The organism is Nonomuraea sp. B10E15 (assembly GCF_039871615.1).
Taxonomy (GTDB): domain Bacteria; phylum Actinomycetota; class Actinomycetes; order Streptosporangiales; family Streptosporangiaceae; genus Nonomuraea.
The window spans coordinates 54,580-78,207 of record NZ_JBDPMB010000027.1; the positions used below are offsets into that span (position 1 = coordinate 54,580).

26 protein-coding genes are annotated in these 23,628 nt (G+C 72.1%); 9 read left to right on the plus strand and 17 right to left on the minus strand.

From position 1 onward, the window contains the following. Nucleotides 1-40 precede the first annotated feature (40 nt). The 5 genes from ABGB14_RS43390 to ABGB14_RS43410 all read right to left on the minus strand — a co-directional run bounded on the left by ABGB14_RS43390 (nt 41) and on the right by ABGB14_RS43410 (nt 2,921). Nucleotides 41-532 (minus strand): thioredoxin family protein, encoded by a 492-nt coding sequence (locus ABGB14_RS43390; protein ID WP_347649722.1) that lies wholly within the window; start codon nt 530-532, stop codon nt 41-43. A 28-nt stretch (nt 533-560) separates the two neighbouring features. Further along, nucleotides 561-1,340, minus strand: coding sequence for a zf-HC2 domain-containing protein (locus tag ABGB14_RS43395; RefSeq protein ID WP_347649723.1), 780 nt, complete (start codon nt 1,338-1,340; stop codon nt 561-563). After that, nucleotides 1,337-1,816 carry a sigma-70 family RNA polymerase sigma factor gene (locus ABGB14_RS43400; RefSeq protein WP_347649786.1) on the minus strand — a complete coding sequence of 160 codons (480 nt, stop codon included), beginning with the start codon at nt 1,814-1,816 and terminating at the stop codon, nt 1,337-1,339. The genes ABGB14_RS43395 and ABGB14_RS43400 overlap by 4 nt, the downstream gene beginning before the upstream one ends. Before the next feature lie 124 nt (nt 1,817-1,940). Next, nucleotides 1,941-2,606, minus strand: a complete 666-nt coding sequence (locus tag ABGB14_RS43405; protein WP_347649724.1) for a DUF2993 domain-containing protein — start codon at nt 2,604-2,606, stop codon at nt 1,941-1,943. A 63-nt stretch (nt 2,607-2,669) separates the two neighbouring features. Next, the gene (locus tag ABGB14_RS43410) at nt 2,670-2,921 is read right to left on the minus strand and encodes a MoaD/ThiS family protein (protein ID WP_347649725.1); all 252 of its coding nucleotides are present in this window, start codon (nt 2,919-2,921) and stop codon (nt 2,670-2,672) included. Nucleotides 2,922-3,096: 175 nt separating this feature from the next. On the opposite strand from ABGB14_RS43410, the gene ABGB14_RS43415 reads away from it, so the two are divergent. Further along, nucleotides 3,097-3,789 carry a response regulator transcription factor gene (locus ABGB14_RS43415; RefSeq protein ID WP_347649726.1) on the plus strand — a complete coding sequence of 231 codons (693 nt, stop codon included), beginning with the start codon at nt 3,097-3,099 and terminating at the stop codon, nt 3,787-3,789. Between the two features lie 24 nt (nt 3,790-3,813). Here the strand turns inward: ABGB14_RS43415 and ABGB14_RS43420 are convergent, their stop codons facing one another. From ABGB14_RS43420 to ABGB14_RS43430, 3 genes are all read right to left on the minus strand, one after another. Then, nucleotides 3,814-4,476 (minus strand): hypothetical protein, encoded by a 663-nt coding sequence (locus ABGB14_RS43420; protein WP_347649727.1) that lies wholly within the window; start codon nt 4,474-4,476, stop codon nt 3,814-3,816. A 114-nt stretch (nt 4,477-4,590) separates the two neighbouring features. Then, nucleotides 4,591-5,124, minus strand: coding sequence for an SET domain-containing protein-lysine N-methyltransferase (locus ABGB14_RS43425; protein ID WP_347649728.1), 534 nt, complete (start codon nt 5,122-5,124; stop codon nt 4,591-4,593). Nucleotides 5,125-5,140: 16 nt separating this feature from the next. Next, nucleotides 5,141-6,355, minus strand: coding sequence for an FUSC family protein (locus ABGB14_RS43430; protein WP_347649729.1), 1,215 nt, complete (start codon nt 6,353-6,355; stop codon nt 5,141-5,143). Nucleotides 6,356-6,439: 84 nt separating this feature from the next. Here ABGB14_RS43430 and ABGB14_RS43435 point away from each other — a divergent pair, with 84 nt between their 5' ends. Then, a complete protein-coding gene (locus tag ABGB14_RS43435; protein WP_347649730.1) occupies nt 6,440-7,042 on the plus strand; it encodes a dienelactone hydrolase family protein in 603 nt (200 codons plus the stop codon). On the opposite strand, the gene ABGB14_RS43440 is transcribed toward ABGB14_RS43435, so the two are convergent. From ABGB14_RS43440 to ABGB14_RS43450, 3 genes are all read right to left on the minus strand, one after another. Then, nucleotides 7,032-7,727 carry a zf-HC2 domain-containing protein gene (locus ABGB14_RS43440; RefSeq protein WP_347649731.1) on the minus strand — a complete coding sequence of 232 codons (696 nt, stop codon included), beginning with the start codon at nt 7,725-7,727 and terminating at the stop codon, nt 7,032-7,034. The genes ABGB14_RS43435 and ABGB14_RS43440 overlap by 11 nt on opposite strands. 120 nt (nt 7,728-7,847) lie before the next feature. Next, on the minus strand, nt 7,848-8,345 hold the full coding sequence (locus ABGB14_RS43445; RefSeq protein WP_132599997.1) for a sigma-70 family RNA polymerase sigma factor: 498 nt from the start codon (nt 8,343-8,345) through the stop codon (nt 7,848-7,850). A 175-nt stretch (nt 8,346-8,520) separates the two neighbouring features. After that, the gene (locus ABGB14_RS43450; protein ID WP_347649732.1) at nt 8,521-9,117 is read right to left on the minus strand and encodes a hypothetical protein; all 597 of its coding nucleotides are present in this window, start codon (nt 9,115-9,117) and stop codon (nt 8,521-8,523) included. 213 nt (nt 9,118-9,330) lie between these two features. On the opposite strand from ABGB14_RS43450, the gene ABGB14_RS43455 reads away from it, so the two are divergent. Continuing rightward, on the plus strand, nt 9,331-9,588 hold the full coding sequence (locus ABGB14_RS43455) for an AbrB/MazE/SpoVT family DNA-binding domain-containing protein (RefSeq protein WP_347649733.1): 258 nt from the start codon (nt 9,331-9,333) through the stop codon (nt 9,586-9,588). Then, nucleotides 9,585-10,616 (plus strand): alpha/beta hydrolase, encoded by a 1,032-nt coding sequence (locus tag ABGB14_RS43460; protein WP_347649734.1) that lies wholly within the window; start codon nt 9,585-9,587, stop codon nt 10,614-10,616. Before ABGB14_RS43455 ends, ABGB14_RS43460 begins: the two co-directional genes overlap by 4 nt. A gap of 22 nt (nt 10,617-10,638) precedes the next feature. Here the strand turns inward: ABGB14_RS43460 and ABGB14_RS43465 are convergent, their stop codons facing one another. Then, complete coding sequence (locus ABGB14_RS43465; RefSeq protein ID WP_347649735.1) at nt 10,639-11,643, minus strand: helix-turn-helix domain-containing protein; 1,005 nt, start codon at nt 11,641-11,643, stop codon at nt 10,639-10,641. 70 nt (nt 11,644-11,713) lie between these two features. Here ABGB14_RS43465 and ABGB14_RS43470 point away from each other — a divergent pair, with 70 nt between their 5' ends. Genes ABGB14_RS43470 through ABGB14_RS43480 form a run of 3 tightly spaced genes read left to right on the plus strand, consistent with a single transcriptional unit; the run spans nt 11,714 to nt 13,951 of the window. Then, on the plus strand, nt 11,714-12,994 hold the full coding sequence (locus tag ABGB14_RS43470; protein WP_347649736.1) for an MFS transporter: 1,281 nt from the start codon (nt 11,714-11,716) through the stop codon (nt 12,992-12,994). A gap of 60 nt (nt 12,995-13,054) precedes the next feature. Next, nucleotides 13,055-13,318, plus strand: coding sequence for a hypothetical protein (locus ABGB14_RS43475; protein WP_347649737.1), 264 nt, complete (start codon nt 13,055-13,057; stop codon nt 13,316-13,318). 33 nt (nt 13,319-13,351) lie between these two features. After that, a complete protein-coding gene (locus tag ABGB14_RS43480) occupies nt 13,352-13,951 on the plus strand; it encodes a TetR family transcriptional regulator (RefSeq protein WP_347649738.1) in 600 nt (199 codons plus the stop codon). Nucleotides 13,952-13,969: 18 nt separating this feature from the next. Here the strand turns inward: ABGB14_RS43480 and ABGB14_RS43485 are convergent, their stop codons facing one another. Continuing rightward, nucleotides 13,970-14,305 (minus strand): hypothetical protein, encoded by a 336-nt coding sequence (locus ABGB14_RS43485; protein WP_347649739.1) that lies wholly within the window; start codon nt 14,303-14,305, stop codon nt 13,970-13,972. Between the two features lie 191 nt (nt 14,306-14,496). Between ABGB14_RS43485 and ABGB14_RS43490 the strand changes: the two genes are divergently transcribed. After that, on the plus strand, nt 14,497-15,105 hold the full coding sequence (locus ABGB14_RS43490; RefSeq protein ID WP_347649740.1) for a hypothetical protein: 609 nt from the start codon (nt 14,497-14,499) through the stop codon (nt 15,103-15,105). 34 nt (nt 15,106-15,139) lie between these two features. On the opposite strand, the gene ABGB14_RS43495 is transcribed toward ABGB14_RS43490, so the two are convergent. Together ABGB14_RS43495 and ABGB14_RS43500 are read right to left on the minus strand one after the other, a co-directional pair. After that, a complete protein-coding gene (locus ABGB14_RS43495) occupies nt 15,140-16,624 on the minus strand; it encodes a M28 family metallopeptidase (RefSeq protein ID WP_347649741.1) in 1,485 nt (494 codons plus the stop codon). A gap of 128 nt (nt 16,625-16,752) precedes the next feature. Next, a complete protein-coding gene (locus ABGB14_RS43500) occupies nt 16,753-17,700 on the minus strand; it encodes an ATP-dependent DNA ligase (RefSeq protein WP_347649742.1) in 948 nt (315 codons plus the stop codon). Between the two features lie 55 nt (nt 17,701-17,755). Here ABGB14_RS43500 and ABGB14_RS43505 point away from each other — a divergent pair, with 55 nt between their 5' ends. Beyond that, nucleotides 17,756-18,370: a histidine phosphatase family protein gene (locus tag ABGB14_RS43505; RefSeq protein WP_347649743.1), complete on the plus strand. Its 615-nt coding sequence runs from the start codon at nt 17,756-17,758 to the stop codon at nt 18,368-18,370. Here ABGB14_RS43505 and ABGB14_RS43510 read toward each other — a convergent pair whose 3' ends face one another. Together ABGB14_RS43510 and ABGB14_RS43515 are read right to left on the minus strand one after the other, a co-directional pair. Further along, complete coding sequence (locus ABGB14_RS43510) at nt 18,371-20,380, minus strand: GxGYxYP domain-containing protein (RefSeq protein WP_347649744.1); 2,010 nt, start codon at nt 20,378-20,380, stop codon at nt 18,371-18,373. Between the two features lie 178 nt (nt 20,381-20,558). Then, nucleotides 20,559-23,480, minus strand: coding sequence for an AAA family ATPase (locus ABGB14_RS43515; RefSeq protein ID WP_347649745.1), 2,922 nt, complete (start codon nt 23,478-23,480; stop codon nt 20,559-20,561). Between the last annotated feature and the right edge of the window lie 148 nt (nt 23,481-23,628).

Sequence of the window (23,628 nt, forward strand, 5' to 3'; positions counted from 1 at the left end):
TGAGACTATCCGTCTGGTACGCGGACCGGCCACGACGCCGTCACCCGGGCGGCAGGGCATCGGCCACCGCGGCCAGGACGTCGGCCTTGCGGGGCTGGCCCGAGGCCCTCCTGACGACGGCGCCCGCGGCGTCGAGCACGAGGACGGTGGGCGTGCGCATGATGCCGAGCCGGCGTACGAGGTCGAGCCGCGACTCGGCGTCGATCTCGACGTGGCTCACCCCCGGCACGAGCGCGCTCACGTCGGCCAGGATCCGCCGGGTGGCCCGGCACGGCTGGCAGAACGCGGTGGAGAACTGCACCAGCGTCGCCCGCTCGCCCAGCCCTTCGCCCAGGTCGGCCCCGGTCAACCGCTCCGTCAGCCGCTCCGTCAGCCGCTGACTCCCGGACGGGTCCTCGGGCGACTCCCCGGGCAGGCTCTCGGGCAGCCGCTCCCCGCCCACGTCACGCATCCTTCCGCCGCGGCGCAGGTGGACCACGCCGATCACCGCACCGAGCGCCAGCGTCGCCACCGCCACCCACAGACCAGACATCCCTCGGTGCAACCGCGAAAGGCCGCGATTACTTCCGCACCGGGATCCGTACGAGCGCCTTGCCGTTCTCGTCGACGAGCTCGAACCGCGCGATGTCGCCCATGGGCAGCGACGTCGTGCTCTTGAAGGCGGCCTTGTCCTGGTAGCGGACGTCCCAGCTCCCGGCCGGGTCGCGCCGCCCGTCGCGGGCCACGACGACGAGCCGGGCGGTCGTGCCGGCCGGCACGCCGTCGACGCTCACGCTCAGCTCGGTGCCGCCGTCGCCGGGGAAGGCCGTCACGGTGGCGCGGTAGCCCTTGGCGCTGTTCTCGCCGGGGAACGGGCGGCCCGCGACCGCCCTGTCCGACGACTTCGGGACGGGCGCCCTGCTCGGGCTCGGCTTGGCGTCGCTGTAGAGCTCCGCTCTCGGCTCGGCCTTCTCCTGCGTGGACCGCGACGATTGGGCGACCGCGGGCGCGGCGGCCGAATCTTCATGGCTCGTGGTGTTGACCGTCGTCCAGACCGTGCCGCCCACCACCAGCACCGCGGCGGACGCGGCGACCGCCATCAGCGCGCGGCCACGCCTGTTGCGCCTGGCGCGGTCGTTCAGCAGCCGGTGGAGCACCTGGCGAGGGGGGCTGGACACCAGCTCCACGTCGCGTTCCGACACCTTGCCGAGGAACGACGCCACGCCCTCGAACTCGACCAGCTCGGCGCCGCACGCCTCGCAGGTCGCCAGGTGGTCGTCGATCTCCAGTGCCTCGTCAGGGTCCAGCGCTCCGAGGGCGTGCGCCCCCATGGCCAGCCGGATCTCTTCGCACGTCATCATGGCGCCAGCCCCCGCTCCTCGAGCGCCAGTTTCAGGGCGCGCAGCGCGTAGTAGGTGCGCGACTTGACGGTGCCCGGCGGGACGCCGAGCGTCGCGGACGCCTCCCTCACGGACCGCCCCCGGTAGTAGACCTCCAGGAGCACCTCGCGGTGCTCCGGCCGCAGCGCGGCCAGCGCTTCGGCCACGGACCACGACTCGACGGCCCGCTCCAGCTCGTCGTCGGCCGGTATGACCGCCAGGGCCTCGTCGCTGGTCTCCTGCGGCCTGGCCTTCCTGGCGCGGTGCTGGTCGAAGACGAGATTGCGGGCCACGGTGAACAGCCACGCCCTGATCGGCCGGTCGGAGAGCGCCTCGGGATGCCGCCAGGCCCGCAGCAGGGTCTCCTGCACGACGTCCTCCGCACGCCCCGAATCACCGGTCAGCCGCAGGACATAGCCGTAGAGCGGCCCCGCGTGCTCGTCGAAGAGGGTCCTCACGAGTTCCTCGTCGGCCGTGCCGGCCGCGCTCACAGGGTCCCTTCCCCTGTGAGCTCCGCCCCGGCTCGCTCGCTGCGCTCTCTCACGTCCCTCATCACGTACGGGAGGGCGCCGCGGTTCATCCTTATCCACGAATCGGCACGTCAGACGCTTCGGCCGCGAACTCCAGCCCGTCGGCCACGTTCTTCACCCCGGTCACCTTGACGTCGAAGGGCAGCTTTCCCTTGAACGGGATCGTGTACGAGATGAACCGCGCGGCCTGGTCGGGCACGCCCTCGATCTTCTCCGCCTGGAGCCTGAGGCCGCCGTCGGCCACCTCGACCGTCATCTCCGCCTCGAACGTCACCTTCCTCGCCCCGACCATCACCTCGCCCGATGCGACGAGCCGCTGCCCGTTCCCGCTGATCTTGACGCCGCGCGGGGCGAACTTGTCGATCGTGGCCCTGGTCAGCGTGCCGCTGACGGTCACGCGCCGGGCCCTGATGTCGGGTCGGTTCTGCAGGACGTCGGCCAGCGGGGCCGTCACGTCGTAGGCGGCGCCCCGCAGGTTCTGCACCGGCACGCCGGCGTAGGTCAGCGTGCCGAGGTCGAAGCGGACTTCCGGATAGTGCCCGGACAGGGCCTGGGTGAGAAAGGGGATGCCCTCGATGGTCACCGTCGGCGTGCCGGACAGGTCGGTGGCCGCCGCGATCCTGTTGGCGAGGTCGCGCTGCACTCCTGCCACGGCGACCCTGTCGACGGCGACAAGGAGGATGATCAGCACGATCAGAGAAACGATCAGCTTCCGCATGGGGCTCCCAGTCTCAAGCGGGGGTCAAGAGCCTACCGACTCCTTCCCCGCAGAAGACGGCGATCACCCGCCCGCGAAGGGCGGCAGCACCTCCACGGTCGCGCCGTCGCCGAGGACCACCTCGTGGTGGGGTCGTCTGCCGACGGGCAGGCCGTCCACGAGGAACGAGGACCGCCGGACAACCCGTGCCAGATCGGCACGATTTTGTGTGATTTGCGTCATGAGTTCGTCAAGAGTGACCGCGTCGAAGGATTCTTCCGCAACGCCGGCCGCCTCCTTGGCGGCGGCCCAATAACGTACTTTTCCCCTGGCCATGGGCACCTCACAATCCCTTTAATCCTATTGTGCGTCGCCCTTAACACGCACGTATCACGCGGCGTCCTGTTCGTCCCGAGGACGCGCAATGGACACCACTTACCCGTGAGATATCCTCGCCTACAGGACTCGGGCGACGTAGCCCCCGGGTCCTTGCGCGTTTGAGGAGGCCCTGATGAGCAACTTGCTCCTGCTGACCAACGCCCTCGAGCCGTCCGCCGAGGTGCTTCCGGCGCTGGGGTTGCTCCTCCACTCGGTCAGGGTCGCGCCCGCCGAGGCGTCCGCGCTGATCGACGCCCCGCCCGCCGACGCCGTCCTGGTCGACGCGCGCAAGGAGCTCGTGCAGGCCAAGAGCCTGTGCCGGCTGATCCGCACGACCGGCATCGACTGCCCGCTCCTGGTGATCGTGACCGAGGGCGGGCTGGCCGCCATGAGCGCCGAGTGGGGCGTCGACGACGTGCTGCTCGACAGCGCCGGACCGGCCGAGGTGGAGGCCCGCCTGCGCATGGCCACCGGCCGCATCTCACAGGCGGCCACGGAAGACGCGCCCGACGAGATCCGCAGCGGCGACCTGGCCATCGACGAGGCCACCTACACCGCCAGGCTGCGCGGCCGGGTGCTCGACCTGACGTTCAAGGAGTTCGAGCTGCTCAAATACCTCGCGCAGCACCCCGGCAGGGTCTTCACCCGCGCGCAGCTGCTGCAGGAGGTCTGGGGCTACGACTACTTCGGCGGCACCAGGACGGTCGACGTGCACGTGCGGCGGCTGCGCGCCAAGCTCGGCACCGAGTACGAATCGCTCATCGGCACGGTCCGCAACGTCGGCTACCGCTTCGTCCCCGACCGGGCCGACACCGCGCCCGTCTGATCCGCCCGTCCGAGTCCCGCCGTCTCATCCCAGCCGGGCGTGTTCCAGGGCTTCGACGCGGATGCCCGTACCCGTGTGGACGAACTGGACGATCTCCGCCGTGTCCAGCTCCGCCGTGCCGAGCGCGACGTCGGCGTGGGCGTCGCACCACTCGACGAGCCGGCGGGGGTCGGCGAGCGGGCCGGCGAAGTGCACGAGGCTGACGTACCAGCGGTCGCGGACCCGGCCGTGCTCCAGGTCGCGCACGCCCCGCGACTCCAGCGCGTGGGCGAAGCGCTTCCACAACGTCACCAGCGTGTCGTCCTCCGGGTGCCCGCAGACCAGCACGCCGCCGGGGTGCGGGCTCACGCCTCTCAGACGCACCCTGGCCCCCGGCAGGCCGTCGGCGGCCTCGGCCAGCGCGGCGGCGTAGGCGCGGCGGAGCGGGTCGGCCTCGGGGATGCGGGCGCGGTACGGCTCCAGAGACCTGAGCGTGACGTGCAGGGCCGGGCCGCCGTGCACCCAGTGGCCAGGGGCCTCGATGGTCCCGGACAGCTCCGTCAGGCGGTCGGCGATCTCTCGCTGGGGACGGAGCACGGCCGCGGCGCCCCAGCGTCTCGCGCCCTCCACCATGGGGACGTCGTGGGTGGCCCGGCCGGCCAGCAGGGCCGCGCGCCCTCTCGCCTGAAACTCCGTGAAATCGGACATTCGAGCAGTATGCCGGGACGCCTGGGGCTGAGCGAGAACGACCAGGACCTTACCGCGCGGTCGCTGCCCCGGCCGTGTCCTCCGGCGCGGACGGGCGACGGCCGGGCCCGGACCTCAGTCGGCGCGCCCGATGAGATCGAGCCCGATGAGATCGAGCAGGGCCGGCACCCAGTGCTCGCCGTACCGCTCCTGGAGCTCGGCCCGCCGCCAGTCCTCGCCGCTGACCCGGCCCCGGCACAGGCCGGCCCCGCACCGGCAGTCCATGGCGAACTCGGGCGCGCTGCTGCTGGTGGCGTAGTCGCTGGTCAGCTCCTCGCCCGGCAGCAGGTCGCGGCGCGCGGCCAGGCTGTAGGGGCCGGTCCACCACAGGTTGGGGTCGCAGCTGTGGTTGCTCTTGCCGACCGGCCGCCCGAACGGCAGGACCAGGTGCAGGTCGCCTGTCACGGTGATGGTGTCGACGTACGGGACCGCGGGGTCGGCAAAGAGCTCCCGCAACCGCTCCCAGGTCACGAGCCGGCCGCCGAGGCGGGCCACCTCGGTGCCGGCGGGGAGGGCGGCCGTGGTGAACAGCCCGTCGCCGGCGATGTGGGAGGGCCGCACCTCAAGGGCGGCGTGCGTCCAGCAGTCGGGCTCGGGAGGATCGATCACCTCTCCAGCATGGCACTCATTCGTAGGCGACATCGGGGAAGGCCGCCCTGTGCGGGCCGTTGTCCGGGTCGAACTCGTAGCGGATCCTGGCGCAGTCGTCGAGCAGCGCCCCCTGCAACGTCCTCAGCTCCCGGTGCCTGGTCCGCTCGAACTCCTCGGCCAGCACCTCCTGCCGCCGCCTTCCCTCGCCCAGCGCGGCACGCAGCTCCTTCACGTCCCTCCGGCAGGACCCCCTGCCGCTGCCCCGGCTGATCTGCAACATCCCGAAGGCGCCGAAAACGCGCGACAGCGACTCCAGCTCCTGGGCGAGCGGATCGGGCAGGTCCGCACCGCGCGCACCGGGCAGGCCGCGCGCGCCCGCGATCAGGTCCACCAGCCCTCTGGCGATTCCCCTGAGCTGGTTACAGGCGTGGTCCAGGCAGGTGGCGGCCTCGGCGACCTGGCGCAGGCGGGTGTCGTACCGGCTGCGCCGCAACGTCAGGCGCACCGACTCCGCCGCCTGGTCCGCGGCCTCCTTCGCCTCCTCCAGCCGTTGCGAGAGCGTCCTGGCCCGCTCCAGCCACTCGTCCGCCATGTCGCGGTCCCACTCGCCGCCCAGCCCTCGCGACATGTCCGCGGCCAGGTCGGCCAGCTCGCCGGAGAGCCCGCACAGCTCCTTCGCCGCCCGCTCCACGTAGCGCGGCGGAAGGACCAGCAGGTTCGCCGCCACGCCGATGAAGGCCCCGATCAGCACGTCCGCGAGGCGGGCGAAGCCGTACGTGCTGCCCAGCGCCAGCACCAGCAGCGCCGTGATCGGGATCTGCACGTTCTGGGCCGGCAGGTTCAGCAGCCGGGCCAGCACGAGGCCGGACGAGATCAGCACCGCCAGCGTCAGCTCGTTGGCACCGAGCAGCCAGATCACCCCCGTGGCCGCCGACACGCCCACGATCACCGCGCCGACCTGCTGCAGGCCTCTCACCACCGTGCTGTACGCGGTCGCCGACACCGTCAGCAGCACGCCGATGGGCGCCAGCACGGGCAGGCCCACCTTCAGCACGTGGGCCGCCAGCCACCAGGCCAGGACGCAGGCCCCCGTCACCTTGAGCGTCTGGACGAACGACTCGCGTTCCATGCGCAGCCAGCGCCCCAGGCCCAGACCGCGGGCCCGCCCGAGCGCCGCCTTCCCACCCGAGACGATGCGCTGGAGCGGGGCGCCGTACCGCTCGTGCCGGCGCCCCGATTCGGTCTCCATGCTCAATGCCCTGCCCAGCCGGGCAGCGGATAGAGCTGGGCGAACAGGGTAGCGGGCCCGCAGGCCGTGAAGGAGGTGTGGCACGTGCCCGGCGATCTGGTCGTCCCCGGCGGCGCTCGGGGAGTGGTTCTGTTCGTGCACGGCAGCGGCAGCGGCCGCCTCAGCCCGCGCAACCGTTACGTGGCCGGCGCGCTCAACGAGGCGGGGCTGGGCACGCTGCTGTTCGACCTGCTCACCCCGGAGGAGGAGACGGTCAGGGCGAACGTCTTCGACATCGGGCTCCTGACCGGGCGGCTGCTGGAACGTACCGCATGGGTGCGCGAGCAGCCCGCGACGGCGGGCATGCCGATCGGCTACTTCGGCGCCAGCACCGGCGCGGCGGCGGCGCTGGCGGCGGCGGCCGAGCCCGGCAACCTGGTCGCCGCGATCGTCTCACGCGGCGGCCGGCCCGACCTGGCCGCGGAGAAGCTGGCCGCGGTACGCGCCCCCACCCTGCTCATCGTCGGCGGCAGGGACCCGGTCGTGCTGAAGCTGAACGAGGAGGCCCGGCGGCGGCTGAACGCCGAGAGCCGGTTGTCCGTCGTGCCGGGCGCCACCCACCTGTTCGAGGAGCCCGGCGCGCTCGAGATCGTGGCCGACCAGGCGAGCGACTGGTTCACCGGCCACTTCTCCGCGCTCAGACGGTGATCGTGCCCAGGGTCTTGCCGTCCGAGGTCTGGATCGTGAAGTGGTTCAGCTCGTCCTGGGGGAGGCTGGTGCCGCCGTGCAGCAACATCGGGTCAGGTGAGCCCGGCACGCCGTACCCCGCCGCGGGGACGCCCCAGCTCGCCACGACCTCGGAGCGGCCGTCGTCGCCCACGGCCATGAGCCGGCACTGCAGCGGGCCCTTGACGCCCTTGAGCTCCAGCGCGACGTGGGTTCCCCAGCCCTTGTCCTCCAGCCCGATGACGCTGGACACGCCCGTCGAGGAGTCGGTGGCGGAATAGGTGTCCCCGGTCATGAGCAGCGCGCGGGCCGGGCTGTGGACGCTGTCGGGGTTCGGGCCGCCCATGAAGGAGCTGCCGGCCAGGAAGACGCCCGCGGCCACCACGAGACACGCGGCGGCGGTCATGAACGTGCGGTGGAACCGGCGGCGACGGCGCTCCGCGATCGCCTTGCGCACCAGGATCGACTCGACCTGCGGGTCCGGCGGGCTGGGCAGCAGGTCGTCCGGGTGCACGCCCTTGATCAGCTCCCCCACCGCCGTGAAGGATTCCACCTCCGCGGCACAGCTCCCGCAACCGGCCAGATGGTTCTCGAAAGCGGCTTTCTCCTCCTCGCCGAGCAGTCCGAGCGCGTACGCGGCCACGTCCTCGTGACGCACCTCCGTCATAGCGGCGTCACCCCCCTTACGCCGTGACGCGTCCTTCCCACGGAAGCGTCACCCCCCTTCACGTCGTGACGCACCCTTTTCACGGCAGCGTCACCCCCCTTGCGTCGTGACGCACCACGCTCATGGCAGCGTCACCCCCCTTTCCTCGAGCGCCACGCGCAGCGCGCGCATGGCGTAGTACACGCGTGACTTCACCGTGCCCACCGGCACGCCGATCGTCTCCGCCGCCTCCTGGACGGTGCGATCCAGCAGGAACGTCTCCGTGAGCACCTGGCGGTGGGCCGGGGAGAGCGAGAGCATCGCCTCGGTCACCACGATCTCCCGTAACAGGCGCTCGTCCTCCGCGGCCACGGGCTGGGCTCGGTCCTGGATGTCGTCGACGGTGTCGAGGGGACGCGTGCCGGAGCGGCGGTGGTCGTCGATGACCACGCGGCGGGCCACCGTCGCCAGCCACGGCATCAGCGAGCCGGTGTCGGTACGCAGGTCGTGGAGGTTCCGCCAGGCGCGTACCAGGGTCTCCTGCACGACGTCCTCGGCCCAGCGCCGGTCGCCGCCCGTCAGCCGGATGGCGAAGGCCATCAAGGGGGCGCCGTACTCGCGGTAGAGGGCTCGGACCATGGCTTCGTCCGTTACGCGGTGATTCACAAGGGGGCGGACTCCTTGCGCTGCGGCTATCACGAAATATCGCGCTAGGTACGCTGGTATTGAGAATTATTACTCTAGCCACCGGCCAGCCCCAGGGCAGGTAGTTTGCCCTATTCGCCGCCCAGCTATATTTCACCGGTAAATCGCGTCAACTCCCCGAACCCGCGATTTCGATCATGGTCTGGCCTCTGTCGTCCGGAATGCCCGTCCGCCGTTGACGGGCTCCGCCGCTCCCGGACCAGCGCTCGGCCTCCAGCAGCAGTTCGCGCACCGTGGCGCGGCGGTCCTCCCACGGGTCACCGAGCAGGGCGCGTACGACGTCGATCGCCGCCGGGCGGGACAGCGCGTTCGGGCGGCGGCACTCGTCGATCACCACCCGCAGTTCGGGCACCGGCCCGAGATAGGGACGCTCGCCGTCGCGGACCGGCCGCCCGGTCGCGGCGAAGACGATCACGTCGGCCCAGTCCCTGACGTCGGCGGAGGGGAACTCGCTGCTGCGCGGCCCCGGCGCGAAGAACGCCCGCCCCTCCTTCCCGATCATGACGTTGCCCGGGTTGAGCCGCAGCCCCGCGATCCCGCCCAGGTGCAGCCTGGCCATGGTGGCCGCGGTGCCCAGCGCGAGCAGGTGCAGCGCCTCTCCCCTGTACGGCCCCGCCGCCCTGACGACGGCGACGAGCGGTTCGCCCTCTCCCAGGTAGTCGCGCGGCAACAGGGCCAGCCCGTCGCTCCATCCCAGAAAGTCCATCGTCGCCCTCCTGGCAGCCGGGGCCCGGGCCCGCCGGCGTCCCGTTCACGGACACCGTCGAGCTCCGTTCCGCCAGGGAGTACGCCGGTCGGCCCGCGCGGGTTCAACCGGTTCACGCGGATGGACGGAACCGTTATGACACCCCGATTGGGAGAAAAGTAGGAAAAGTAGGTAGAGTGGAACTCGACTCACCGGAGACGAGAGCGGAGTGCGATGGCCGGGAAGATGATCGAGGGGCCGGACGGCCGCTACATCGTGGGGACCGTGAAGATCGGCGAGAAGGGCCAGATCGTCATCCCCAAGGACGCGCGCGACCTGCTCGGCATCCAGCCGGGCGACACCCTCCTCGTGCTGGTGGACACCGAGCAGGGCATCGCGCTGGTCGACAACGAGCGCTTCCGGCGCTTCGCGACAGGAGTCCTCTCCGTGCAGGATGACCCGCCCGCCGACCCCGAGGAGCCAGGCCGATGACCGGCTACCGCAACCCCTACGAGGGCCGGCGCGACCCGCTGCCGCCCGCGCTCGCCGAGGCGGGCTTCCACCAGGAGCTCGCCGAACTCGACGGCGTGCTGATCAACTACGTGCGGGGCCCCGCGGCCGGCCCGCCCCTCCTCCTGATCCCCGGCCAGATGAGCCTGTGGAGCAGCTACCGCAAGGTCATGCCGGAGCTCGCGCGGCAGTTCACGGTGTACGCGATCGACGTCCGGGGGCACGGAAGCTCCTCGTGGACGCCCGGCGACTACTCGTGGGACTCCGCGGGCCAGGACATCGCCCGCTTCCTGCGGCAGGTGATCGGGCGGCCCGCGATCGTCAGCGGCAACTCCTCGGGCGGCGTGCTCGCCCTGTGGTGCGCCGCCAACGTTCCCGACCACGTCGCGGCGGTGGTCCTGGAGGACCCGCCGATCTTCTCGGCCGAGATGCCGCGCTTCCGCGACCGCGACCGCTGGGTCTACGGCAGCCTCAAGCACACCGTGGAGGTGCTCGGCGACCTCGACCGGCAGCGCGTGGCCGACGTCTACCGCCAGGAGATCCCCGTCGGGGAGAGCAAGACCATCCGGATGCCCGACCGCTTCGTCGACCTGCTCGACCGCCTGGTCACCCGGCACCGGCGCAAGCACCCGGGCAGCCCGGCCTCGCTGGGCGTGCGCTGGCTGCCGGCGTCGCTCGACCACCTGATCCGGTCGGCGTCGATGTTCGACCCCGACTTCGCCAGGGCGTTCGTCGACGGCCGCTTCTACGGCGACTTCTCGCACGCGGCCGCGCTGCGGGCGACGACCGCGCCCGTCCTGCTGCTGCACGCCAACTGGAACCGGTTCGGCGAGCACGGCCTCGTCGGCGCCATGGACGACGACGACGCCGCCCGGGTGCGCGAGCTCGCTCCTCAGACCGTCTACCGCCGGATCGACGCCAGGCACGTCATCCACGACGACAAGCCCCAGGAGTTCGTCACCGCCGTGACCGAGTTCGGGGGCGCCCTGCGCGGCTCGCCCGCCCCTTGACAGGGGGCGCGGCCGGGCCGGATCACCCCGCCGCGTCCAGCTCGCGGAAGGCGGCCCGGTAGGTGCTGGGCGAGGTCCCCACGGCGGCGTGGAAGTGCTTGCGGAGATTGGCGGCCGTACCGAGCCCTGCCTGCTCGGCCACCTGGTCCACGGGCAGGTCCGACTCCTCCAGGAGCTCCCTGGCGCGTTCGACGCGCTGCTGGGCGAGCCAGGCCATCGGCGTGGTGCCGACCTCGTCGCGGAAGCGCCGGGTGAAGGTGCGCACGCTCATGGCCTCCTGGGCCGCCATCTGGCCCAGGGTGACGGCCTCGCCGAGCCGACGCAGGGCCCAGGCCCGCGCGGCCGCGGTCGAGGGAGACGACGGCTCAGGCACGGGGTGGCGGACGTACTGCGCCTGCCCGCCCTCCCGGTGCGGTGGCACGACGGTGCGGCGGGCGACGTCGTTGGCGACGGCCATGCCGAAGTCGTGCCGGATCATGTGCAGGCACAGGTCGATCCCCGCCGCGCACCCCGCCGACGTCAGGACGTCGCCGCCGTCGGCGTACAGGACGTTCGCGTCCAGCTGCACCTGCGGGAACAGCCGGGCGAACCGGTCGGCGTAGCGCCAGTGCGTCGTGGCGGCGCGCCCGTCGAGCAGCCCGGCTGAGGCCAGGACGAAGGCGCCCGTGCAGATCGAGGCCACCCGGGTGCCGGGGCGGATGCGGGCGAACGCGCCGGCCAGCGGCGGGGAGAGCGCGGGCTCCTGCTGCTCGTAGTCGTCGTAGGAGGACAGCACGATCACGGTCTCGGCCTCCGCGAGCGTCTCGGGGCCGTGCGCGACGTTGACGGTGAAGTCCCCGTCCGTACGCACCGCGCCGGGCCGAAGGGCGCAGGTGGCGACCTCGTACAGCGGCTCGCCGTCCGCCGACGCCCCCGCGCGGGCCTGCCCGAACACCTGGTGGACGATGCCCAGCTCGATCGGCAGGGTCATCTCGCGGACGAGGACAGCGACGCGATGGCGTATCGGATGGGAGAAAGCGGAACGCATGGCCATATTGTTGCGCATGTCGGCTATGTAGCCACTCGCCGGGGGCTCACCACGCCGAAAGGCTGGAGCCATGGTTCAGCATGTGCAGACCTCGCTCGCCGCACGCCCCGGCACGGCCCGCGCGTGGGTCGTCGCCGCCGCCGCGGGCGCGGCCATCGTGGCGGCCGGCGCCTTCACGACCGTCCCCGGGCTCCTGATCTCTCCCCTGCACCACGAGTACGCCTGGGACCGCGGCCAGATCGCCCTGGCCGCCTCCGTCAACATGATCTTCTTCGGCCTCACCGCGCCCTTCGCGGCCGCCCTGATGGAGCGCGCCGGCATCCGCCGCGTGGCGGCGGGCGCCATGCTGCTCGTCGCCGTCGGCGCCCTGCTCACCAGCGTGATGGCCGCGCCCTGGCACCTGGTCGCGTACTGGGGTGTCCTGATCGGCCTGGGCAGCGGGTGCCTGACCATGACCTTCGCCGCGATGATCACCGGCCGCTGGTTCGTACGGCGTCGCGGGCTGGTCACCGGCGTCCTGAGCGCCTCCAGTCATCTGGGGCAGCTGCTCTTCCTGCCGCTGCTCGCCTGGTCGGTCGACCGGTTCGGCTGGCGGCCCCCGGTCGTGACGCTGGCCCTCGTCGCCCTGGCCGTGTCGGCGCTGGTGGCCCTGTTCCTGCGCGACCACCCCGCCGACGTCGGCGCGCCGCCGTACGGCGGCGAGCACGTCGTCGCCAAGCCGGCTCCCGCCCGGGGCGCCGCGCGCCGCACCGTCACGGTCCTCCTCGACGCCACCCGCACCGGCACCTTCTGGCTGCTGGCCGGCATGTTCGTCATCTGCGGCGCCAGCACCAACGGCATCATGTGGAGCAACTGGGTGCCCGCGGCCCACGACCACGGCATGCACGCGACCGCCGCCGCGTCGATGCTCTCCCTGATCGGCGTCTTCTCCGCGCTGGGCGCCGCCGCCTCCGGCTGGCTCACCGACCGCTTCGACCCCCGCCACCTGCTGGCCTGGTGTTTCACGGTCCGCGCGATCACCCTGGCGGCCCTGCCGATGGTGCTCTCGTCGACGGTCCAGCCCTCCCTGGTCGCCGTCGTGGTCGTCTACGGCCTCGTCGACGTCGCGACCGTCCCGCCGGTCATCGCGCTCGCCCAGCGCCGCTACGGAGACGACGGCCCCATCGTCTTCGGCTGGGCCAACTCCGCTCACCAGCTGGGCGCGGGCGGTGGCCCCTCGGCCTTCCTCGGGGCCACCGCCCGCGACCTGGCCGGCACGTACGACGCCGTCTGGGCCGTGTTGTGCGCGGCCTGCCTCATCGCCGCGCTGACCGCGCTGGCCGTACGGGCCGGGAGATCCGACCGGGGTTGAGTCATGCCTCCTCCGACCGCGTCAGGTTGGGCGTCCTCGAACGGCGGCCATGGAGGGACGATGCTCAGCCGTTTCGCTGAATGGCTGTACGACAGGCGCATGACCAGATTGCGTGAGCAGGTGATCGCGGCTCGGATCAACGCCGGCCCGCCCCTTCCCGCCACGTGGGATCGATACGAGGAATCAGCGGTTCGGCTCGCCGAGATCGGGCCAGACGCACTGGGCGCCGGCCGCGAGGAGGTCAGGGAAATCGGTAACACCCTGAATGACGCCGGCGGAAAGCCGCTGCGGGGGCGGCGAAGCCGCGATAAAGTCCTCATATAAGGACTTCGTGTCGCGAACGTCGAGGAGGAGCTCGTGGGCAGGACGGGACGCCGCCCGGGGACATCGACCACCCGGCAGGAGATCGTGGCCGCCGCCGCCGCATCGTTCAGCGAGCACGGCTACGACGGCACGAGCCTACGGCAGGTCGCCACGGACGCCGGCGTCGACCCCGCACTGGTACGCAGGTTCTTCGGCAACAAGGACCAGCTGTTCAGCGCGGTCGTCGCGGAGGTGTTCCAGCCGGACCGCACGATCGTCATGCTGCTTGACGGTCCGCGCTCCAGCCTGGGGCGCCGGCTGCTCGGCTACGCCTTCGACCTGCTGGGGGACGTCGACTCCCCCGGCCCGCTGCTCGGCGTCATCCGCTCGGCCGCCACCAACGAGCACGCCGCCTCCCAGGTCAGGGACTTCCTGGCCGCCGACCTGCTCGTCAAGCTCATCCGGGCCCTGGGCATGGACCACCCCGACCTGCGCGCGACGCTCACGGCCAGCCAGCTCGTCGGGCTGGCGATCACCCGGTACGCCGTACGGGCCGAGGCACTGGTCACCGCCGATCCCGACGAGCTCGCCGATTGGGTCGCGCCGACGTTGCAGCGCTATCTCACCGGACGGGCGCCCAAGCCCTCAACCTGATGAGCCCGCGGCGCGCGCTCACGCCGCCGCACCGCCGAATCCGATGGGCCGCGCCATGGCGACATCGCCCCGGTTGATCAGCACCTCCCCGCGCTGCACCGCGACCTCTTCCACGCCGAAGCCCTCCTTCATGTCGCGCTGAAGCTCGGTCACCGCGGCCTCGGAAGCCGCGGCCGCCTCGGCGTCACGGAAGACCGTGATGGTCATCACCGTCCCCTCGCCGGTGCCGACGGCGGTGTAGAGGATCGAGCCCACCTGCTTCGGAACGCGGTCCGCGAATTGGGCGTCCACGTGCTCGACCATCTTCCTGATCGTGTCGGGATGCGCGCGGTAGTGCCGGACGATCGCGTACATGACACCTCTCCTGGATCGGATCTCTCCCCCCAACCGTATGTCTCCTTACGGAGACTTTTAAGTCGCCATCTGAAGACTTAACGAACCGCTCGCCGGTGGCCCGAGCCGGCATGTGCCCTCTGTTCCGGGGTTGACCTTGACGCGACGTCAACGTTTCTCATGGGAGGCGTCCAGCCGAAGAGAGGAGCACGATGGTCAGAGCCGCGCTGCGCGTCCTGGGGTTCGAGATGAAGGGCCTGGCCTCCGTCGGGCTGTGGATCGCGCGCCGGCGTCACGGCGTGCAGCCCGGGGCGAGCGCCGTCACGTACGCCAAGGAGCAGACGTTCATGCTGGCGCTCATGTTGTTCGCGATGGCGATCGAGACGGTGGTGGTGGACCTCCTGCTGGTCGCGCTCGGCGTGCCCGGCTGGTTGCGGTACGCGGTGCTGGTCGCCGACCTCTACGGGCTGCTGTTCGGGATCATGCTGGCCGCCGCCTGCGCCACCCGGCCGCACGTCATCACCGACGAGGAACTGCGCATCAGGTACGCCGCCTACTTCGACGTGCGGGTGCCCCTCGACCGGATCGTCTCGGTACGGACCGGCCGCAACCTCAACGAGGAGAGCATGGTCTCCGTCGCGGACGGGCGGCTCGGCGTGGCCGTCGCCTCGCAGACCAACCTGACGGTCGAGCTGGCCGGGCCGGTCACCGTCGTCCGCCCGCTCGGGCGCCGGGCCGAGGTCACCTCGATCCGGTTCTTCGCCGACGACCCGGAGGCGGCGCTGGCGGCGCTGCGTCCCCGGCTCACCGTGCCCTCATGAAGGGCGTCAGCCTCCGCGCTCCTCGTGGGAGGCGTCAGCCTCCACCTCCATGTGCGGGGGTCGCGCGGCGCGGGATCGAGCTCAGGTCGAAGGCGAACCGGGCGGCCGAGTCGGCGATGGCGTCGGCGTTCACGTCGAGCGCCGTGCCGTTGACGTTGCGGATCGTGTCGCACGCCTGGTGGTAGCAGGCGTCGTACGCGCTGCCCGCGGTGCCGCCGAACAGCTTCGCCTCCTCGGCCGTCTTGGAGCCTTCCGCGCCGGTGAAGATGCCGCCCGCCGGGATGCCGACCGCGATGAACGGGCCGTAGTCGGAGCGGCCGTCGAAGTCGGTGCCGACGGTGGGCAGGTCTCGGGAGCCGAAGAAGGTCTCGAACTGCTCCTCGATCTGGGCCGAGCCGGGCGGGCCCGCCGAGGCGCCGGTGTCGTCGGAGTCGTCGCCGTCGTAGAGCTTGTAGGCGAAGTTGGGCGAGGCGACCATGTCGAAGTTCAGGTAGAGGCGGATGCGGTCGCGTTCCGTCCGCGGCAGCGACGCGACATACTGGTCGGAGCCGAGCAGGCCGAGCTCCTCCGCGGCCCAGAAGGCGAAGCGCACCCGGTTCTTGACCGGGAAGCGGGCCATCTCCTCGGCCACCTCCAGGATGGCGGCGCTGCCGGAGCCGTTGTCGTTGATGCCGGGACCCGCGGGCACGCTGTCGAGGTGGGCTCCGAGCATGACGACGTTGCCCGGGTCGCCGGTGCGGGTTTCGGCGATCACGTTGTGGTCGGTGCCGATCGCGACGGTGGAGTCGACGGTGAGCCGGACGGTGGCGTCCTCCGTGCCGGCCAGCCGCTCGCCCACCGCGTAGTCCGCGTACACCATGGGGATGCCGGCCCGCCATTCGCCGATGTCGAGCTGCTCGGCCTCCGTGCGTCCCTTCTGGCCCTCGTTGAACACGATGATCGCGGCCGCCCCGGCCGCGCCGGCGTTGCGCACCTTCTGGGAGAAGGCGCAGGTGCCGCGCTGGACGAGCGCGATCCGGCCGGCCACGAACCCGTCGAAGTCGGAGGCCTCGCACCCGCTGGTGGAGGACGGTGTGGCGGCCGGGGGCAGCGTCAGGTCCACGCCCTGGACCTGCGCGGTCACGTCGCCGGCCGGGGAGGGCTCGAAGGCGAAGAAGTCCTGCTTTGGAACGTACGCCCGCCGTTCGGGCGCGGTCTCGGTGAGGGCGGGCGGGCTGTTCTCGGTCCAGCTCTCGACGAATTGGACGGGATCGAGCGTCACCTTGTAGCCGGCTCTGCGCAGCTTGTCGGCCACGTAGTCGCGGGAGGCGTCGTAGCCGGTCGTGCCCGCGGCGCGGTTGCCGCCGTGCGCGGTGGCGATCTTCTGGAAGGCGCGGAGGTGCTCTTCGACGTTCGCGCCCTTGACCTTCTTGACCAGCAGGTCGGCGTACGCGTCGGCGGGCTCGGCAGTATGGGCCGGGGCCGCCGCGGTCAGGGGCAGCGCCAGTGCGGTGATCAGTGCGGTGACGATTCTGCGCATGAGCGATTCCCCTGTCGTGGATGGGAATGCGACATTCCCCCGAGCCGCGATCGGAACGTAAATCCCCAGCTACGAGGCAGACAAGGCCTTCTCCAGCGGCAAAATCAGGACATGTTCGAGTAACGCGTTCACTCTGCGCGACGGGCGCGGGCGCGGCGTTTTCCCTCGTGCATGGCCTGGACGCGGGCTACCGGGATGGTGTGCCCCTCCTCGACCAGGTCGGCGGGCAGCGGTTGCGGCTCGGGCATGAGCTCGGCCCACGGGTCGGCCTCCTCGAGCCGCGCGGCCGCCGTGTGCACGGTGAAGTCGGCGGGCGCCACGCGGTCGAGCTCGTCCCACGCCACCGGGAAGGAGACGGGCACGCCGGGACGGATGCGCGGGCTGTAGGCGGCGGCGACCGTCGCGCCGCCCGCGCGGGTGGAGTCGAGGAAGACCTTGCCCTCGCGGTCCTCCCGGATGAACGCCGTGGTCGCCAGCGCCGGATCGAGCCGCTCGGCACGGGCGGCCAGCGCGCGGGTTGCCGCCGCGAGGTCGTCCACCGCCGTGCCCTCGGCCACGGGCACGAACACGTGCACGCCCTTCGCCCCGCTCGTCTTCACCGCCCCCGACAGCCCGGCGTCGCGGAGGGCCTGGCGGACGAGGAGCGCGCCGCGTACGGCCAGCGAGAAGGAGTCGTCGTGCTCGGGCGGGTCGAGGTCGAGGATGAGATGCGTGGGCCGGTTGCCGACGAACAGCGCCGGGTGATATTCCACGGCCCGCTGGTTGGCGAACCACAAGAGCGTTCTCCTGTCGTCGCAGAGCGCGTACGTCACCTGCCTGCGGGACGCCTCGGCCCAGAAGGAGACGGACCTGATCCACTCGGGGGCGTATTTCGGCAGGTTCTTCTGCATGAACGGCTGCTGCCCCGGGCGGACGCGCATCACGGACAGCGCGCGGTCGCGCAGGACGGGGATGATGCGGTCGGCGACGGCGTCGAGGTAGTCGACCAGGTCGCGCTTGGTGGCGCCGGCGCCGTCGAACAGCGGCTGGTCAAGATTGGTCAGGGCGACCCCGTCACGGGTCTCATCGGCGGCCACCCGCCCTACGATGCCACAGACCCCCGCACAACCGACATGGGAGTGAACCCCGCCGATGACCCGCTACCTGTATCTCACCCGCCACGGCGAGGCCACACCCGAAGGAGAGCTGACGGACGCCGGCCGCCGCCAGGCCGCGCTGCTCGGCGACCGGCTCGGCGAGCAGTTCGGCGACGTGCCGCTCGCCGCCGTGCACCACGGCCCGCTCCCCCGGGCGGCCGAGACCGCCCGGCTCGTCGGCGAGCGGCTCCCCGGTGTCCCGCTGCGCGAGTCGCGGGCCGCCGGCGACTATCTCCCGTACGTCCCGGTCAGGGAGGACCTGCCGGAGGAGTACGCCGACCGCCTCCTGGGGTTCGTCGGCCAGTTCCCCGAGGACGAGCGCCGCGACGGCCCGGCGCTCGCCCGCGAGGCCATGGAGCTGTTCACGGGACCGGCCGCGCAGCCCCGGCACGAGCTGGTGGTCACGCACAACTTCCTGATCGGCTGGCTCGTACGCGCCGCCATGGACGCCCCGGACTGGCGCTGGCTGGGCGTCAATCACTGCAACGCCGCCCTGACCGTCATCCGTTACACGCCCGGCCGCCCGTCGTCCGTGCTCTTCTTCAACGACATGGCCCACCTGCCGGCGGAGCTCAGGTGGACCGGCTTCCCACCCGAGCTCCGCCTGTGATCATCGTCCGAGGTGGTCGCCCAGCAGCTTGAAGAACACGTCGCCGCGGACGATCTCGAAGGGGTCGTCGAGCAGCGTGCCGAGCTCGGCGATGTCGCTCGGCGACCAGTTCCAGGCGTTGACGGCGCCGGCGATGAACAGCGGCTTGCTCCCGTCCCAGCCCTCGATGTGCTTCACCAGCGTGTCGCGGTATTCCTGGGCCCTGCCCTGCGGCATGAAGTTGCCGATCACGGGCAGGCCCGCGGGGTTGATCTGCAGGTCGCCGGTCTCCCACGACTGGATGATGCCGCGCAGGTCGGTGTTCTTCCTGTACGACCGCACGATGCGCTCGTCGAAGGCCACCCAGCCGTCGTCCTCCTCGTTGCGGTGGTTGTAGGCGTAGACGAGGTCCATGCCGGTCCTGCGCATGAATCGTCCTGAGAGCTCCGTGTACGCATCCAGCGCCTCCTTCGGCCACGACCCGGGGTAGGTGTAGCCGGCGCCCGACGGCCCGGCGATGAGCAGGTCGTTGGGCGTGGCCGTGCGCTGGAAGTAGGCGAGGATCGCGGGGCCGATCTCGGCCAGCAGGGGGCTGACGGTCCAGTTCGTGGGCACTTCGCCGCGCTTGTCGTCGTCCCAGATCTGCCGCATCCGGCGCTGGCAGTACTGGATGTTGTCGCCCTCGCCGACGGTGAGCGTGACGTAGACGCGGTTGCGGAGGGTGGCCCGCGGCCTCGGCGGCACCCGGTCGGAGACCTTGGCGCGCACGCCGGCGTGGACGGTGGCGTTCATGTAGTAGTCGGCGGGGATGACCTCGACGGCGTGTTGCGAGGCCCGGTCGACGCCGCCCCACTCGCCCGCCACGTCGTTGGAGAACCATCCGGCGTACGGCGTGGTCGGCTTGACCTGGCCGAGGATCTCGTCGAGCAGTTCGCCGGTCTGGCCGCTGGGCGGCAGCCAGAAGACCATGGCGCGCATGGCGACCGTGTAGTCGCGGAAATAGGGGAAGGGCTCGACCCTGGTCGGCGCGGTGGTGGTGGCGGTCACCAGGTACTGGTTCCACAGGTCCACGTCGACCGTGAGCTGCTGGGCGCCTTCGGGCGCGGTGAAGCGGTAGACGAAGTAGCCGCCGCCGTCGGAGAAGCGGTTGGACTTGTCGCCGATCGCGGAGTTGAGGCCGTCGAAGAGGTACGGCGTCTCGGCGTCCGTGCCGGGGGTGAAGGAGGCGATCTCCTTGCCGTCGGCCTTGACGGTGACCGCGCCGACCGAGGCGCCCCAGCCGTCGTCGCCGAACGAGTCCTGGAAGCGCAGGTAGACGCCGTCCTCGCCGGACAGTTCCTGGCTTAAGTCGAAGGTGCGCACCTCGCGGTTGGAGGTGTCGCGGATGCGCTCGGTCTCGCGGGCGACCTCGCGCCACTGGACGTTGTCGACGCTCACGGTCCTGGTCGGCGGCAGGCCGCTGAGCAGGGCGTGGGTGCAGCGCGGGAAGAGGTTGTCGAGCTGCCAGCGGTAGGTGCCCAGGATGTCGTCGGGGTCGAACTTCCCGCGCAGGTCGGTGATGGTCCTGAAGCCGTGCTCGGCGGCCTGCTCGGCCGTGGCGGCCACGGCGCCCTCCAGGCCGGCGAGGGTGGTGGCGACGTTCACCGAGTCGGGGACGTCGGGGTCGTGCAGGATGGCGCCGCGGGCCTCGCGGCCGTAGCGGGCGACCAGGTCGAGGGCGTTGTCGTGGCGGGTGACGCGGGCGCCCGTGCTGTCCAGCCAGGGGACGTCGAAGTTCTCCTTGTTGTAGTTGAAGTAGAGGCGAGGGCTGCGGCGGTTGACCACTCCTTGGAGGGTGGTCAGGAGCAGCTGGTCATTCCCGTGGAGGGCACTCACGTCGGCGTGGTCGAGCCGGGTGGGGCGACCGAAGTTGGGGAGGAGGGTCCGGGTGGCTGCGGTCGTGGCGGCGGCGGGGGTGGAGAGGCTGACTCCGAGCCCGCCGGCCGCGAGGACCGCGGTGTTGGCCAGCAAGAAGTTACGTCGTGACACCATGCGCGATCTCTGCTCCTGCGAGGGGGGGACCAGGAATGACATCGTTGTCATCTGCCAGAGAACGTAACAACCTGACGTAAGGATGTCCATGGCGTAAACCGCGCAATTCCCCCAGCAGCCCCCGGAACCACGGGCGCACCGTGGGCTCCCGCACGAACTCGACCGCTCCCGCGCAAGCTCACCCCGCCGGCAGGGCGAGCCCGCGCAGCTCCTTCCGCGACGGCAGGTTCAGCTTGCGCAGCACGCTGGAGATGTGGCTTTCCACGGTCCGCCGCGACAGGAACAGCTCTGTGGCGATCTCCTGGTTCGTCCTGCCCGCGGCGGCGAGCAGCGCCACCTCGCGTTCCCGCGCCGACAGCGCGCGCCCGTGCGAGGGCCGCCCGCCCCGCCACGGGTAGGGGATGGGCACGCCGTTCTGCCGCATGGCGCGGCACACCCGCGCGATGTCCCGGTCCGCGCCCATCGACCCGTACAGGCGCAGCGCGCTCTCCAAGCAGTCGCCGCCCGCGGCGCCGCGCAGGCGGCCCAGCCGCTCGGCGGCCTGCGCCTCGTCGTAGCGCAGCCCGGCCTCCCCCAGCGTGGTACGCGCCGCGTCCAGCAGCCGGTCGGCCTCGGGTTCGTCGCCCCGTGAGCAGGCCATGACGGCCCGCGCCGTCAGCAGCGCGGCCTGCGCGGCCGGCGCGCCGGCGTCCTCGATGCCGGCGGCCAGCTCCGCCACCAGCCCGGCCGCCTCGCCGGCCTCGCCGAGCGCGTCCATGGCATCCACCAGGCACAGCACGGTCTCGGCGCCCCACACCCAGTTGCCCTTGGAGCGGACCAGGGCGAGCCCGGCGGTGGCCTGCTCGGCGGCGGCCGCGGGATCGTCCAAAGTGAGCAGGAGCCGCGACAGCGCCATCCGCGCCGGGATGAGCGGCCAGACCGCGCCCACCCTCTCGGCGACGGCGATCACCTCGCCCAGGCACGCCCCGGCGTTCTCGACCGGCCCCATGGCCGCCAGCAGCGTGCCGTGCAGCAGCCGCGAGTCCAGGAACGCCGCCGCGAACGTGGCCGACGGGCCCGCCAGCCGGCGGGCGCGGGGCTCAAGCCCGTCCCAGCGCCCCGCGGCCCGGTCCACGGCGGCGGCGACCAGCTCGACGACCTCCGCCACGCGCAGGTACTCGGCCTGGTCGGCCACCCGGCGGCCCTCGGCGAGCAGGGCCTCGGCGCGGTCGAGCCGCCCGATGTGCAGCGCGCCCTGCGCCCAGTTGAGGCAGGCGCGGGCGTGCTCCCTGGGCACGGCGCGGAGCCGGTCGTCGCGCAGCAGGTCGTCGATCAGCCGCCAGCTGCCCGGGTCGCCCTGTTCGAGCAGGAGCGAGGCCCGCGCGATGCGTACGGCGATGTCCACGTCGCGGTCGCCGCTGCGGCGGGCCGCCCGCTCCGCCTGGTCGCAGCGGGCGGCGTGCTCGTCAACGTGCCGGTCGGGGACGGTCTCGGGCGCGGCGAGCACGGCGAGCGCCCGTCCCAGAAGGGCGGGCCGGTCGCCGAGGTCCTCCACCGCGCCCTCGATCTGCAGGTATCCCGCCCGCGCCTCACCCTGCTGGCGCAGCAGGCGGCCGAGCGCGAAGCGTAACTCTCCGCGCAGGTGGGCGGGGAGCGGCTCGGTCGCCAGCAGGCGTTCGAGAATGGGTACGGCCTCCGCGTGCGCCAGCCCGTCGACCGCGGCCCGGCCCAGCTTGACGGCCAGCCGCACGCGCACGTCGCTGGACAGCTCGCCCGTCTCCAGCGCCTGCAGCAGGAACCTCGCCGCCGTGGCGTCGTTGCCGTGGGCGAGCGCCTTGTCGGCGGCGGCCTCGGCGTTGCCGACGAAGTCCGCCGTGCGCCCCGCGAGCCGGTAGTGATGGGCGAGCCGGGCCACGGGCCTCGGGCCCGGCCCTCGTTCCAGGGCCTGCGCGGTCCTGAGATGCAACCAGCGCCGCCCGGAGACGGGCACCGACTCGTACACGATCTGCCGGGCCAGCGCGTGCCTGAACCGGCAGCGGCCGTCCTCCTCGTGCAGCAGCCCGGCCGCCTGCGCCGTCGCCAGGGCCTTGGCGACCTCCTCCGCGTCGCGGCCGGTGACCTCCGCGAGCACCCGGTCGTCGGGCGTCACGCCGATGACGGCGGCGGCTCCCAGGATCCCCCGCGCCGGCTCGTCGAGCGAGGTCAGGCGCCGCACCACCACGTCGCGCAGCACGGTCGGGACCGCGAGGCCGGCCAGCACGTCCGGGCGTCCGGGGATCTCGCTCGCGGGCAGCCGCTCCAGCAGCGTGCGGAGCACCTCCTCCACGACGAACGGGATGCCGCCGGTCGTCTCGTGGAGCGCCGCGGCGAACGTACGCGGCAGATCGGTCTTCAGGATGCCGCCCGCCAGCTCCTCCACCTCGGGCGGGCTCAGCGGCGTGAGGCCGATCGCCCGCGCCGGCCCTGACGGCGCTCTGGCCAGGGCCTCGCGGATGGGCAGCGGGCCCGTCTCGGTGCGGATCGTGAGGATCACCGACAGCCCGCGCGGCTGGTGGGCCGCCAGGAAGGCGAGGAAGTCGTGCGTGCCGCTGTCGGCCCAGTGCACGTCCTCCAGGACGAGCACCAGCGGGCTGAGGTGGTCGAGCAGCGCGACGGCGGCGCGGAACACCCGGTGCCGCTCCGCCCGCTGGTCGGGCAGGGCGGGCAGCGGCGGCGGCAGGTGCTCGGCGATCTCGGGCAGGAGCGGCGCCAGCGCCCCGATCACCGGGTTGGCCGGGCGGGACGCGGCGAGCTCGTCGCCGGCCAGGCGGAAGGCGTCGAGCAGCGGCGACAGCGGCAGCGGCTCCTGGAGCTGCTCGCACTGTCCCACCAGCGTGCGAACCCGGGCCGATTTCCGGACCGATTTCCGGGCCGATCCCTGTGCCGGCGCTCCGGGCGCTTCCGGCGCGGCGAGCAGCTCTCCGACGAGCCGGCTCTTGCCGATCCCCGCCTCGCCCTCGACCAGGGCGAGGGACGGCGGGGCGGCGATGACCGTACGGAGCAGGGCGAGCTCGGCCCGGCGCCCGACGAGGACGTCGGACAGGGAGCCTGAGGGGGCGACGCGGGCCTGGCCGGAGGGCATGCCTCACCCTCCCACCTGCCCCGATGGCGATATATCAGCTTCAACAGGCTACCGGATCCAGTGATGGTCAAAAATCCGTATGCGCTACGGATGTCCCCCTCCTCGCCCGTCACTAGCGTCTCGACCGTCCGCCGGATCGGCGGCGACG